Below are 12,606 nucleotides of genomic sequence, written 5' to 3'. Positions count from 1 at the left end.
GGCTAGTGATCGGTTAAGGCATTAAGCGGACTCGCCGTCGAGCAAGCGGCAGGGCTCGCCGTGCTGTTCAAGCGCGGGGCTCTGTATAAAGCATACGCAAACGGCTTGGCAAGGCATCCGCTCAAATTTTACGACATGAACTCAGGCAATAGGGGCAGGGCTGCAGCGCCTGGCCGGAGGCAGGCAGCAAAAAAGCGGCACGCCAGAGGTGCCGCTGGAGGGACATCATTCAGGGGTACCGGTATTGCCGCCGCCTGCTGAGGGTTCGCTGCCGCCCATGCCGCTGTCGGCAGGATCCTGGTTCATTTGATCATTTTGCATTGGGTCATCTTGCATCTGCCCGCCATCGGGGCTGCCCGTTTCGGGCTCTGCGGGCATGTCCGAGCCGCCGTCGCAGGCGGCCAGGCCCAGCGCCGTTACGATAAAAACGGGCGCCAGCAGCGACTGCTTGATATTACTCATAAAGCTCTTCCCTACACATTGGATAACGTCGACAACGGAGAGTGTTACGCGGTGGGCATATCACCCCCGGCTTCATGCTTCGTGTTACAGCTGACACTAGGGTCTGTTGACGTTTCATGGCAGGGGTATTGGCAGGATAGGGGCAAGCTCACAGAATAAAGGTTCCTAAGCCAACAAACTGCAAGCCTGCCATGCCCCGACAAATGCTCACGGATGAACACTGGCCGAAGCTGAAATCTATCCTGCTTCAACAAGGTATTTATGACAAGACCGATCTGCGTACCACGGTGGAAGGCATCCTTTATCGGATGCGAACCGGCTGCCCGTGGCGGGACCTACCGGAGGCGTTTGGCCCCTGGAACACGGTCTACAAGCGCTTCAACGCCTGGTCAGCGAGTGGAAAGCTGATGAGGATTTTCATCTCTCTGGTGGAAGATCCTGATGTCGAGTGGCTATTTATTGATGGTTCCTACGTCAAGGCTCACCAAGATAGCACTGGGGCTGCCACGGAAGATGCAGAAGCCATTGGCAAAAGTCGTGCAGGCAATACCAGCAAGATCCACTTGGCCGTGGATGCTTATGGGTTGCCGATCGCCTTCAGAATAACCGGGGGTGAAGTGCACGACAGCACGGAAGCCCAGGCATTGATTGACGGTTTGCCGGCAGGTGACGCGCTGGTGGCTGACAAAGGCTATGACAGTGAACGTATCCGTGAGCAGGTCGAAGCCAAAGGAATGGCTGCCGTCATTCCACGCAGGCGTAACTCGAAAAAAGGAAATGCCAATCTGGACAGAGGGTTATATCGCTACCGGCATCTGGTTGAGAATGCCTTTGCTCGATTGAAACCGTATCGCGCCATTGCGACGCGCTACGATAAGCTCAAACGAAATTACGAAAGCATGGTGGCCTTGGCATGCGGCTTTTTATGGCTACCAATGTGAAACGTCAACAGGCCCTAGGGTCTGTTGACGTTTCATGGCAGGGGTATTGGCAGGATAGGGGCAAGCTCACAGAATAAAGGTTCCTAAGCCAACAAACTGCAAGCCTGCCATGCCCCGACAAATGCTCACGGATGAACACTGGCCGAAGCTGAAATCTATCCTGCTTCAACAAGGTATTTATGACAAGACCGATCTGCGTACCACGGTGGAAGGCATCCTTTATCGGATGCGAACCGGCTGCCCGTGGCGGGACCTACCGGAGGCGTTTGGCCCCTGGAACACGGTCTACAAGCGCTTCAACGCCTGGTCAGCGAGTGGAAAGCTGATGAGGATTTTCATCTCTCTGGTGGAAGATCCTGATGTCGAGTGGCTATTTATTGATGGTTCCTACGTCAAGGCTCACCAAGATAGCACTGGGGCTGCCACGGAAGATGCAGAAGCCATTGGCAAAAGTCGTGCAGGCAATACCAGCAAGATCCACTTGGCCGTGGATGCTTATGGGTTGCCGATCGCCTTCAGAATAACCGGGGGTGAAGTGCACGACAGCACGGAAGCCCAGGCATTGATTGACGGTTTGCCGGCAGGTGACGCGCTGGTGGCTGACAAAGGCTATGACAGTGAACGTATCCGTGAGCAGGTCGAAGCCAAAGGAATGGCTGCCGTCATTCCACGCAGGCGTAACTCGAAAAAAGGAAATGCCAATCTGGACAGAGGGTTATATCGCTACCGGCATCTGGTTGAGAATGCCTTTGCTCGATTGAAACCGTATCGCGCCATTGCGACGCGCTACGATAAGCTCAAACGAAATTACGAAAGCATGGTGGCCTTGGCATGCGGCTTTTTATGGCTACCAATGTGAAACGTCAACAGGCCCTAATCCTGCACTGTTTTTTCTCTATTGCGCCCGACGCATAATGGTCCCGTGCTTTGGCTTCACGGCCTTTTACGGCAAGGAGATGTCGCAATGCGCTATATGCCCGATGAACACCGCTACGAACGCATGCCCTACCGCCGCTGCGGAAGAAGCGGCTTGAAGCTGCCGGCGATTTCGCTGGGCCTGTGGCAGAACTTCGGCGAAAACGCCCGCGCGGACAACGCCCGGGCCATCTGCCGCACGGCCTTTGACCACGGCATTACCCACTTTGACCTGGCCAACAACTACGGCCCGCCGCCGGGCAGCGCCGAGGAGCAGTTCGGCCGCATCCTCAAAACCGACTTTGCCGGCCTGCGCGAGGAAATGGTGATTTCTACCAAGGCGGGCTATTACATGCACCCTGGCCCCTACGGCGAATGGGGCAGCCGCAAGTACCTGCTCTCAAGCTTGGACAACAGCCTGAAGCGGATGAGGCTGGACCACGTGGATATCTTCTACTCCCACCGCTTTGACCCGGAGACGCCGCTTGAGGAAACCATGGGTGCGCTGGATCACGCCGTGCGTCAGGGCAAGGCGCTGTACGCGGGGATCTCCTCCTACAATACTCAGCGCACCCGGGAGGCGGTAGCCATTCTGCGCAAGCTGGGCACGCCCTGTCTGATCCACCAACCGAGCTACTCGCTGGTCAACCGCTGGATCGAGGACGACGGCCTGCTGGACACCTTGGATGACCTGGGCATGGGCTCCATCGTGTTTTCGCCGCTGGCCCAGGGGCTTTTGACCGACAAGTACCTCAAGGGCGTGCCCGAGGGCAGCCGGGCGGACCGGAGCCAGACCATCCGCGCCGGGCACCTGTCCGAGGAAAACCTGGAACACGTGCGCGCGCTCAACGCCATTGCCGAGCGCCGAGGCCAGACGCTTGCGCAAATGGCCATTGCCTGGGTGCTGCGCAGCGGCCGGGTAACTTCGGCGCTGATCGGCGCCAGCCGCCCGGAGCAGGTCACTGACTGCGTGGGCGCGCTGGAGGCGCCGGATTTCACGGAAGACGAGCTTGCGGAAATTGACCGCTACGCCGTAGAGGGCGGGGTGAATATCTGGGCGCCGTCGTCGGAGGCTTAAATGCAACAACCGATTGTCGGCTATCACAAGGACGAGGAGGACCACTGGGTGGCCAAGCTCGCCTGCGGCCACAACCAGCACGTGCGCCACCAGCCGCCGTGGACCGAGCGGCCCTGGGTGATGACCGAGGCCGGCCGGCGCTCGCGGCTGGGGTTGAAACTTGGCTGTGTAAAGTGTGATCGCGGCGAGCCCCGCGACTGGTTTGACACCTGATGTTCAGAGATTACACGTCGGTAATAACCGGCAGCCATAGCGCCAACGCGGCAAGCGTAGCCAGCAATACCGGCGTGGTGATGACCACGCCGATTTTCATGTACTGCCCCCAGCTAATGCGATACCCCTTGCCCGCCAGCACGTGCAGCCACAAAAGCGTGGCGAGGCTGCCGATGGGGGTAAACTTGGGGCCCAGGTCATTACCCACAACGTTGGCGTAGACCATCAGCTCTTGGGTCATCGCCGGCACCTGCGCCTGATCGATCGCCAGCGCGCCGATCAGCGTGGCCGGCATGTTGTTCATGATTGAGGCCAGCAGCGCGGCGGCGCTCCCCGTGCCCAGCGTGGCGATGATATCGCCCTGGCGTGACAGCCATTCCAGCACCCCGGACGCTGATGCCGTTAGCCAGGCGTTGCCCAGTCCGTAGACCACTAGATACATCCCCAATGAAAACAGCACGATCTGCCACGGCGCGTTTTTAACTACCTTACCCAGCGCTACCGGCCGCGGCCGGGTCGGTGCCCAGACACGCCCGGCAATCGCCATCAATACCAGCGCCGCTGCGCCCATAATGACGCTGAACGGCAGCGGCCAGCGGGCAGTAATAAACAGCGCCGCCAGCAACAGGCCCAACAGCGGAAACGCCGCGCGAAACACGTAGTAATCGCGGATAGCGCTGGCCGGTGCTTCCAGCCGATCAACATCGTAGCGCTTAGGGATATCCCGGCGAAAGTAGACGCCCAGCACCGCAAGCGTAGCGCCAAGCGACACCAGGTTCACCGGCACCATGACTTCAGCGTAGCGGTCAAAGCCGATGTCGAAGTAGTTGGCGCTGACAATGTTGACCAGATTGGAAATCACCAACGGCAGGCTGGTGGTGTCCGCCACAAAGCCCGTGGCGATAATGAACGCCAGCGCCGCGGCGGGGGTGAACGACAGCCGCAGTAAAATGGCCACCACAATGGGCGTCAACAACAGCGCCGCGCCGTCGTTGGCGAATACCGCAGCAATCAGCGCGCCCAGCAGCACAATCAGCGGAAACAGCAGCCGCCCGCGTCCGTTGCCCCAGCGGGCAATATGCAGCGCCGCCCAGGCGAAAAAGCCGGCTTCATCGAGTATCAGCGAGATAATGATCAGCGCGACAAAGGTAAAGGTGGCGTCCCAGACGATGCCCCACACCACGCCGACGTCTGCCCAGCTGACCACGCCGACGGCCAGCGCCACCGCCGCGCCGCCCAGCGCGCTGACCCCGATACCGAGCCCCCTGGGCTGCCAGATGACCAGCGTGAGCGTGGCTACAAATATTGCCAGCGCGAGCATGGCGAACTCCTTTTGTTGGCCTTGCGTTACCGGCCATCAACGGCCGACGTGGCTAGCGGTTAGCGTCATCAAGGCACACGGTTTCGCCATTTTCCTTGGTGAAGCTGGCCACCGGCGTGGCCAGAAGCGTTAGCACGGCCTCGGAGGGACGACACAGGCGTGTGCCTTTGGGCGTCACCACGATCGGGCGGTTGATCAGCAGCGGATGTTCCAGCATGACGTCGATCAGCGCGTCATCGTCGAGCGCAGGATCATCTAGCTTCAACTCGACACGCGGGGCGTCCTTGCCGCGCAGCAGCTCGCGCGGCGCGATCTGCATAGCCGCGATCAGCTCTACCAACTTCTGCCGCGACGGCGGCGTTTTCAGGTACTCGATGACGTGGGGCTCTTCGCCGGACTGGCGCATCATCGAAAGCGTATTGCGCGAAGTGCCGCAAGCGGGGTTGTGGTAAATAACGCTGGTCATGGGGGAACCTCCCTGCAGGTCAAGTGGTGCAGCAGGCAAGGCGCAGCGCTCGGGGGCGCCGGCGCAGCAGTCCTGCAGCAAAAATGTCAGCGTCTCGTTGAGGCTTTCGAGCCGCGCGCGGTAGATGATCGATCGGCTCTGCCGCCGCGAGGTGACAAGCCCCGCGCGCTGCAGCGTGGCCAAGTGCGCCGACATGGTGTTGTGGGGCACGCCCTGCTGCCGGGCTATCTCTCCTGCTGATAGCCCGTCGGGTTCATGGCGCATCAGCAGACGAAATGCATCAAGCCGCGTGGGCTGCGAGAGGGCGGCGAGAACGTCGAGGGTGTGTGTTTTATCCATCTGTCTAGAATTACAGACACAATACTTCAAGGCAAGCTTTGGTTTTTATACAAAGCATGTATTTCGTATCGCTATGGGTCACTATTAATTAGCCTGATAAATAAACTTCATTCGCCACGACCCCGTACGCAAGCGCAGTATATGGCCACCACACGGGCGGCGCGGTCATCCAAGCGCCCCCATCGTTACGGAGTTACACCATGAAGAAGTCACTGCTTTTTTCCCTCGTTATTGCCGCTACCCTACCCGCTGCGGCCAGCGCCAGCGTCGTCATTCAGCAGGCCAACCAGAATATCCAGGAACCGGTTGCCACTACTACCACGGCGACCCAGCACGTCAAGGCCGGCGTTGATGCCGCCAACATCCTGGGTCACAGCGCGGCAATGACCGAAACCACCTTTGCCCTGATGCAAAATACCCAGCATAAGACCGAGCTGCCCGTGACCGACCACAACCTTGCCAGCCCCGAGCAGCCTTCAGACTGGTAAGACGCTACACGCGCTAACCTAACGGCCGGCGTCGTTAGCCGGCCGGCATAAAAAAATCCCCGCCCTGCAAGCTCTGCAGGGCGGGGATTTCTGTTTGGGCAACTCCGTCAGGCAAATATTTCGACGACCACCTTGCCTCTGGCCGTGCCGGTTTCAATCAGCGCGTGGGCCTTGAGCACATTCTCGGCGTTGATCGGGCTCAGCACGGTCTCGAGCGTCGTGCGAATACGGCCGGCGTCGACTTCCCGGGACACGCGGCTCAGCAGCCGGTGCTGCTCGACCATGTCCGGCGTCTTGAACATCGGCCGGGCAAACATGAACTCCCAGTGCAGGCTCGCCGCCTTGGTCTTCAGCCCGGCCATGGGCATGGGCTGCTCGGTATCGTCGATGCTGACAATGCCGCCCTGGGGGCGGATCAGCTCCACGGCGGCGTCCCAGTGGCCCATGTCGTTGAAGATCGCGACGTGATCCAGGTGCTCGAAGTCCAGCGCGCGCACCTGCTCAACCATAGGTTCGCGGTGGTTGACCACGTGATCGGCGCCAAGCTCTTTCACCCAGCGGGTGGTTTCTTCCCGGGAGGCGGTGGCGATCACTTCGAGCCCGGCGGCTTTCGCCAGCTGGATGCCGATGGAGCCCACGCCGCCGGCCGCGCCGACGATCATCAGGCTTTCGCCCTTATTGGCGCCGTCCGGGTCAATACCCAGCCGCTCGAAAAACGCCTCGTAGGCCGTAATCGTCGTCAGCGGCAGCGCGGCGGCCTCGGCAAAGCTCAGGGAGGTTGGCTTGGGGCCGACAATGCGCTCATCCACGCGCTGGTATTCGGCGTTGGAGCCGGAGCGGGTGATATCGCCGGCGTAATACACCTCGTCGCCGGGCTTGAACAGCGTCACGTCCGGGCCCACGGCCTCGACCACGCCGCTGGCGTCAAAGCCCAGCACCCGGGGCGAGCTTTCTTCCTGTTCGGCGCCTTTACCCTTGGGGCCACGCAGCTTGGTGTCGATGGGGTTGACCGAAACGGCCTTGACCGCGACCAGCAGATCGTGGCCCAGCGGCTCGGGTTTGGGCAAATCGACGTCCAGCAGCGCCCGGGGGTCGTCCACGGGCAGGTGTCGCGTTAGCGCAACCGCTTTCATTACGTCTGACTCCTTTGATCAATGCACTGACGTGCGTTGGGGCTACCGTTTATGGCCGGTAGTGCTGCAACGTCCCAGTGTGCCCATGACGCGCCGGGAAGTTAATCCCCAGGCGCCACTTCGGCGCTTTTCCGCCAACGCCATTGTTTTTACAACATTTTATTCGTACAATCACGCGTGAAACATGCTCGATGGCTTTTCTCAAGGCGAGTCGTTTTTACACCAACGCCCACTCCGCACAAGCAAAGCCACTCCCGCAATATGCAACGTCTTTATTTGATACGTCGACGTCAGGAGCCATCATGCTACGCACTGTCCTACTTACGCTGTTTTTCGCCGCCGCCCTTACCCTTGTCGGCCTCTCCCAGGCGCAGGCGAACCTCGCGCCGCATGCGATGCAGCAGGCTGAATCGATGCAGCCCATTCCAGGGGCAGTGCAATAACAGAGTGGCCGACGCTAACGCGGCATATCTCACCGTCAAGGCCGGCGCTTACGCCGGCCTTTTCTTTATGTGCCGTCCCCGAGTTTTATCCGCCCGGGTGCGTCAATATGGATCCAGGCCAAACTACCGAATGGCGCCGCCTATATAGTAGTATATGGAATACATCATTAGGCCGGCAGCGCCGGCCGCTGACCCGCGAGGTGACCCATGGCTGACGCCCCCGATAGCGCTTACGCTGCTTCTCCGGATACCGACCATCCGACGCTTGATAAAAACGCGCCCGGCCGCGGTATCGCAGTGATTGTCTACTGGCTGCTGCTGGGCAGCATCATGACGGTGATCACCGCGCCTATCGGCGCGCTGTTGGCACACCGCCACTACCGCCACGCCGCGCCCTGGGTGCAAAGCCATCTGCAGTTTCAGCTGCGCACCTTCTGGCTGGGCGTGCTGGGCGGCGTCGCCTTTATCCTTGCCTGGGAGCTGCTGGGCGTGATCGGCATTTCTCCGCTGACGCCCTGGGCCATGGGCTACGCCTTCTTTACCGTCTGTCTGATCTGGCTGGTGGGCCGCTGCGGCGTCGGCGTCTCGCGGCTGATGACCAACCGCCCCATCCCGCACCCCAAAAGCCCGGCCTTTGGCGGCGCCGGTATTACCCTGGCTGACTCATGAGTCAGTACGACCAGCCCCAACCCGGCCGCCCGCTGCCCAACCCCGGCTGGGGGCCGCTTTCCGCCCTGCCCGGCAACCCCCTGATGTGGGTGCTGATCCTGAGCGAGCTGGTAGTCTTCATGGCGTTTTTCGTGCTCTACATCACCGAGCGCGCCGCCCAGCTGTCGCTGTTTGATTCCTCCCAGCAGCAGCTGGATCCGCTCATGGGCGGGCTCAACACCATGGTGCTGCTGACCAGCGGGCTCTTTGTCGCCTTTGCCGTGGAAGCCGTTGATGCAGGGAAGATACGCCGTACCCGCCAGTGGCTTGCCTGCGCGGCAGGGCTCGGGGTGCTCTTCGGCGCTATCAAGGTGTTCGAATATACGAGCAAGTTTGCCGTCGGCATTACCCCGGAGACCAATACGTTTTTCGGCTTTTATTTCGGACTCACCGCCTTCCACTTTGCCCACGTGCTGTTCGGGCTGGTGCTGCTGGGCCTGGTCAGCTGGAAAACCAGCCTGGAAAACGTCGAAACCGCGGCCGCCTTCTGGCACATGGTCGACCTGATCTGGATTTTGCTCTATCCGCTGCTGTATTTGCTGCGCTGAGCGACAGCCTTTTTCAAAGGAGAGTGTCATGGCAACGCTGCCCGGCAAACGCCACCTGCTGATCACCTGGGGCGTACTGATAGCGCTGACGGTGGTCTCCATGGTCTCGGCCCGGCTGGACCAGGACGGCTGGCAGGCGCTGCCGCTGTGGTCGGCGGCGCTGGTGGTGCTGGTCACCGGCTTCAAGGCCCAGCAGATACTGCTGGTCTACCTGAACCTGCGCCAGTCCACCGGCGCCTGGAAAGGCGCCTTTATTGGCATCATTACGCTAACGCTTGTGCTGATCAGCGCGGGCTATCTCTACGCCCGGCTGATGGTGTAGGTGTTGGTAATATAGTCACTGTGTCATCACGAGCTTGCGAAGTGAACTCGGGGTGTCTTGCACTCAGCACGGTAGGGAGATTGCCACGGCGCAAGCGCCTCGCAATGACGCAGGGCGCGAGGCGCCTCGTCTAAGCCGGCACTCTGGCCCAGTGCTCCAGCCGCCGGGCTAGCCGCATCAGGCCGTACACCACCACAGGCATGATCAGCATCAGCGCAATGCCCCAGTCGCGGTTGTTGATCAGCCACACCAGCGGCAGCATCACCGCCACCGCGCAGGCCAGCCACCCCGCCAGTGCCAGGCACAGGCGCGAACGACTGAACGATTGAATCCATGATGGACGCAAAGTGCTTTCCTCCCCCTCAGGTGGCAATGATCTGGCGATAAATCCCCGGCAGCGCCAACGCTAAATGCTCCGGCCGCTCGACAATGGCATAGCCGCCGCGACCGAACAGGCGCGGTATATACTGGCCGGCCTGACGATCGATGGTCACGCCAAACACGCGCACCTCTTCACGCCGGGCCTCGAGCACCGCCTTGCGGGTGTCTTCGATGCCGTAGCGGCCTTCGTAGTAGTCGTTGTCGTTGGGCTTGCCGTCGGTGAGCATCAACAGCAGCCGATGGCGGTTGGGCCGCTTGGCCAGCCCCCCGGTGAGATGGCGGATGGCCGGCCCCATGCGCGTATAGCTGCCGGGCTTCAGCGCCGAGATGCGCCGGGTCACCCTGTCGCCCATGGGCTCGTCAAAGTCCTTGAGCGTATTGACGAAGACCTTGTGGCGCCGCTGGGAGGTAAAGCTGTGGATGGAGTAGTCGTCGCCGCAGCCGTCCAGGCCATGGCCCAGCACCAAAAGCGCCTCCTTGGCCACGTCCAGCACCCGGCGGTCGTCAAGCCAGGCCTCGGTAGAGAGCGAGACGTCCACCAGAATCGACACCGCCAGATCCCGGGCCTGGGTGCGGCTATCCACGTAGAGCCGGTCGCTGGATTCCCCGGTGGCGGCCAGGTCGCAGCGCGCGCGGATCACCGCGTCCATGTCCAGGTCGCTGCCGTCCAGCTGACCGCGCAGCAGCTCGCGCCGGGGCCTTAGCGCCTCGAACTCCCGGCGCACCCGGCGGATGCGCCGGCGGGTAAGCTCGTCCGGCGTCCAGTCCTCGCCCTCTTCGCTCTGCTCTTCGCTATAGACCACGCAGTGGTCGGGAAGGTAGGCCTGCTTGCGATGGTTCCACTCCGGGTAGACGTGGCGGCCTTTCAGCCGGCCGCCGGTGGCCTCGTCCGGCGCGAGGTCAAGGTCGAGCTTGAGCTTGGACGCCGCCTTCTTGCGGTTGGGCGAGAGCACGATCTCTTCCATCTGGTCGGCGGCCTGGCGGGCATCCTCGTCTTCGTCGTCCACGTCGCGGTTGAGGTTGACCATCTCGGCCCAGGAGAGCATTTTTTCCGAGGCGTTGAGCATGAAGGGGTCGTCGCGGTCGGCCTGGTCCTGTTCGCGACGGTCGGCCTGGCGCTTGCCCTGATCGTCCTCGTCCTCATGGCGGGTCTTGAGCTCGGCGCCGTCGTCGTCTTCCACGGCGTCCTCCTCGGCGTCCCGGGTGCCCATGTGCATGGCCTGCCCCCAGAGCGGCACCGGCAGCGGCGGGCGGTAGCCCTGAGGCGCGCGGAACGTGTCCAGCGGCATGTCCGGGTCGCGAATCGCGCGCTGGAAGTCGAGCGCCTGCCCGCTTTCCGGATCCGGCGCGCCGAGCTCGGCGCACAGCGCGGTTTCCAGCGCCGCTTCCACCGGCGGCAGCCGCCGGCGCCGCGGGCGGATCGCCAGCAGCCCCGCGCACAGCGCCATGTAGCGATGCTGCAGCCCGGGAAAGCGCGTAAGCGCCGCCTGCCAAGTGCGCCGAGCCTCCTGCAGCCGGCGCAGGTCCGCCTGCAGCGGGTCGTCGGGCAGCGCCACCGGGCGCACTTCGGCCAGGTAGGCCGTGAGCCACAGGTACAGATCGCGATTCAGCTCGGCGTCGGGAAACAGCGCCAGCCGGGGCGGCAGCAGCAGGTGCTCTTCGTCCCGCCGGGCCTGGTCCAGGGCTTCTTCGTCCAGCCCCAGCCGCTGGCGCAGGCTCAGCCGATGGCGGGAGGCGCGACGCTTGATCGCGGCGACCTCCACCCCGGCATCGCCGCCGGCGGCGCGGAAAAACACGCCGAGCAGGTGCTGCATGTCGTCCAGCAGCACCGCGGCGTCGGGGTGATCCGGATAGCTCTCCGCCCGAGACGCCCAGCGGTGCCAGTGACGACCGACAAACTCCTCAACTTCAAGAAAATCCAGCATGGCGGCCTCCTGGTCGCAGGTTCCTGAGCAAAAGATCAGCCGAAGGTGGCGCGAACGGCCTCCATCAGCCCCTCCTGGACGTCGGCGTCGTCGGAAAGCGGCTCGACCAAGGTTGCCCGGGCGGCGTCGACGATGGGCATACCGGCGCGAATCAGGGTGGCGCAGTAGACCAGCAGACGGGTGGAAATGCCCTCTTCCAGGTCCTGGCCCTTCATCCCCCGCAGGCTGGCGGCGAGGTTGACCAGCGCCGCGCAGCGCTCCGCGGACAGGCCGCTTTCCCGGGCAACGATGTCGCGCTCGACCGAAGGCGGCGGAAAGTCAAACGACATGGCGACAAAGCGCTGGCGGGTGCTGGGCTTGAGCGATTTGAGAATGTGCTGGTAGCCCGGGTTGTACGACACCACCAGCATGAAGTCGTCCGGCGCTTCGAGCAGCTCGCCGGTGCGCTCCAGCGGCAGCACTCGGCGGTCGTCGGTGAGCGGGTGAAGCACCACGGTCACGTCCTTGCGCGCCTCGACGACTTCGTCGAGGTAGCAGATGCCGCCTTCGCGCACGGCGCGGGTCAGCGGGCCGTCCACCCAGCGGGTTTCGCCGCCCTGGAGCAGGTAGCGGCCGGTCAGGTCAGCGGCGGTCAAGTCGTCGTGGCAGGACACCGTGTGCAGCGGCTTGCCAAGCTTCGCCGCCATGTGGCTGATAAAGCGGGTCTTGCCGCAGCCCGTGGGGCCCTTGAGCAACAGCGGCAGGCGCTGGGCAAAGGCCTGCTCGAACATCTCGGTTTCGTTGCCCACGTTCTGGTAGTACGGCACCGCGGCATCAGCCTCGGGGGCAAAAGCGGTAGATAAAGACATGAAACACTCCCGGCAACAGGAAAAACTTGGACGAGTCTGAAGGCGTAGCCCAAAAGGCCCCGCGAACGGGGCCCT

General features: G+C 62.3%; 16 protein-coding genes. 9 read left to right on the top strand and 7 right to left on the bottom strand.

The genetic code is table 11. The features are described from left to right. Nucleotides 1-225: 225 nt before the first annotated feature. On the bottom strand, nucleotides 226-462 hold the full coding sequence (locus tag ACZ46Y_RS02740; RefSeq protein ID WP_311954888.1) for a hypothetical protein: 237 nt from the start codon (nucleotides 460-462) through the stop codon (nucleotides 226-228). 191 nt (nucleotides 463-653) lie between these two features. Here ACZ46Y_RS02740 and ACZ46Y_RS02735 point away from each other — a divergent pair, with 191 nt between their 5' ends. The 4 genes from ACZ46Y_RS02735 (at nucleotide 654) to ACZ46Y_RS02720 (ending at nucleotide 3,609) form a co-directional block, all read left to right on the top strand. After that, nucleotides 654-1,403 (top strand): IS5 family transposase, encoded by a 750-nt coding sequence (locus ACZ46Y_RS02735; RefSeq protein WP_311881913.1) that lies wholly within the window; start codon nucleotides 654-656, stop codon nucleotides 1,401-1,403. Nucleotides 1,404-1,512: 109 nt separating this feature from the next. Beyond that, the gene (locus tag ACZ46Y_RS02730; protein ID WP_311881913.1) at nucleotides 1,513-2,262 is read left to right on the top strand and encodes an IS5 family transposase; all 750 of its coding nucleotides are present in this window, start codon (nucleotides 1,513-1,515) and stop codon (nucleotides 2,260-2,262) included. 105 nt (nucleotides 2,263-2,367) lie between these two features. Continuing rightward, nucleotides 2,368-3,396, top strand: coding sequence for an L-glyceraldehyde 3-phosphate reductase (gene mgrA / locus ACZ46Y_RS02725; RefSeq protein WP_311957563.1), 1,029 nt, complete (start codon nucleotides 2,368-2,370; stop codon nucleotides 3,394-3,396). After that, nucleotides 3,397-3,609 (top strand): DUF3565 domain-containing protein, encoded by a 213-nt coding sequence (locus ACZ46Y_RS02720; RefSeq protein ID WP_311957562.1) that lies wholly within the window; start codon nucleotides 3,397-3,399, stop codon nucleotides 3,607-3,609. A 10-nt stretch (nucleotides 3,610-3,619) separates the two neighbouring features. Here the strand turns inward: ACZ46Y_RS02720 and ACZ46Y_RS02715 are convergent, their stop codons facing one another. Continuing rightward, entirely contained in the window at nucleotides 3,620-4,930 is a 1,311-nt protein-coding gene (locus ACZ46Y_RS02715) for an arsenic transporter (RefSeq protein WP_311957560.1), read from the bottom strand. A 52-nt stretch (nucleotides 4,931-4,982) separates the two neighbouring features. After that, nucleotides 4,983-5,735 (bottom strand): arsenate reductase (glutaredoxin), encoded by a 753-nt coding sequence (gene arsC, locus ACZ46Y_RS02710; protein ID WP_446497139.1) that lies wholly within the window; start codon nucleotides 5,733-5,735, stop codon nucleotides 4,983-4,985. 200 nt (nucleotides 5,736-5,935) lie between these two features. Between arsC and ACZ46Y_RS02705 the strand changes: the two genes are divergently transcribed. Next, entirely contained in the window at nucleotides 5,936-6,223 is a 288-nt protein-coding gene (locus ACZ46Y_RS02705; RefSeq protein ID WP_311957558.1) for a hypothetical protein, read from the top strand. 107 nt (nucleotides 6,224-6,330) lie between these two features. Here ACZ46Y_RS02705 and ACZ46Y_RS02700 read toward each other — a convergent pair whose 3' ends face one another. Further along, nucleotides 6,331-7,356, bottom strand: coding sequence for a zinc-binding alcohol dehydrogenase family protein (locus tag ACZ46Y_RS02700; protein ID WP_311957555.1), 1,026 nt, complete (start codon nucleotides 7,354-7,356; stop codon nucleotides 6,331-6,333). A gap of 302 nt (nucleotides 7,357-7,658) precedes the next feature. On the opposite strand from ACZ46Y_RS02700, the gene ACZ46Y_RS02695 reads away from it, so the two are divergent. From ACZ46Y_RS02695 to ACZ46Y_RS02680, 4 genes are all read left to right on the top strand, one after another. Next, a complete protein-coding gene (locus ACZ46Y_RS02695; protein WP_311957553.1) occupies nucleotides 7,659-7,799 on the top strand; it encodes a hypothetical protein in 141 nt (46 codons plus the stop codon). Between the two features lie 207 nt (nucleotides 7,800-8,006). Then, on the top strand, nucleotides 8,007-8,468 hold the full coding sequence (locus tag ACZ46Y_RS02690; RefSeq protein ID WP_311957551.1) for a DUF4870 family protein: 462 nt from the start codon (nucleotides 8,007-8,009) through the stop codon (nucleotides 8,466-8,468). Then, on the top strand, nucleotides 8,465-9,055 hold the full coding sequence (locus ACZ46Y_RS02685; RefSeq protein ID WP_311883237.1) for a cytochrome c oxidase subunit 3: 591 nt from the start codon (nucleotides 8,465-8,467) through the stop codon (nucleotides 9,053-9,055). Before ACZ46Y_RS02690 ends, ACZ46Y_RS02685 begins: the two co-directional genes overlap by 4 nt. Before the next feature lie 28 nt (nucleotides 9,056-9,083). Then, nucleotides 9,084-9,377: a cytochrome C oxidase subunit IV family protein gene (locus ACZ46Y_RS02680; RefSeq protein ID WP_311957549.1), complete on the top strand. Its 294-nt coding sequence runs from the start codon at nucleotides 9,084-9,086 to the stop codon at nucleotides 9,375-9,377. Nucleotides 9,378-9,507: 130 nt separating this feature from the next. On the opposite strand, the gene ACZ46Y_RS02675 is transcribed toward ACZ46Y_RS02680, so the two are convergent. Genes ACZ46Y_RS02675 through ACZ46Y_RS02665 form a run of 3 tightly spaced genes read right to left on the bottom strand, consistent with a single transcriptional unit; the run spans nucleotide 9,508 to nucleotide 12,531 of the window. Continuing rightward, complete coding sequence (locus ACZ46Y_RS02675; RefSeq protein ID WP_311957547.1) at nucleotides 9,508-9,723, bottom strand: hypothetical protein; 216 nt, start codon at nucleotides 9,721-9,723, stop codon at nucleotides 9,508-9,510. A 16-nt stretch (nucleotides 9,724-9,739) separates the two neighbouring features. Continuing rightward, nucleotides 9,740-11,683: a nitric oxide reductase activation protein NorD gene (locus ACZ46Y_RS02670; protein ID WP_311957546.1), complete on the bottom strand. Its 1,944-nt coding sequence runs from the start codon at nucleotides 11,681-11,683 to the stop codon at nucleotides 9,740-9,742. 35 nt (nucleotides 11,684-11,718) lie between these two features. Next, a complete protein-coding gene (locus tag ACZ46Y_RS02665) occupies nucleotides 11,719-12,531 on the bottom strand; it encodes a CbbQ/NirQ/NorQ/GpvN family protein (protein WP_311957544.1) in 813 nt (270 codons plus the stop codon). Between the last annotated feature and the right edge of the window lie 75 nt (nucleotides 12,532-12,606).

The organism is Halomonas garicola (genome assembly GCF_055382465.1).
This window is presented reverse-complemented; position numbering and strand designations above follow the sequence as displayed.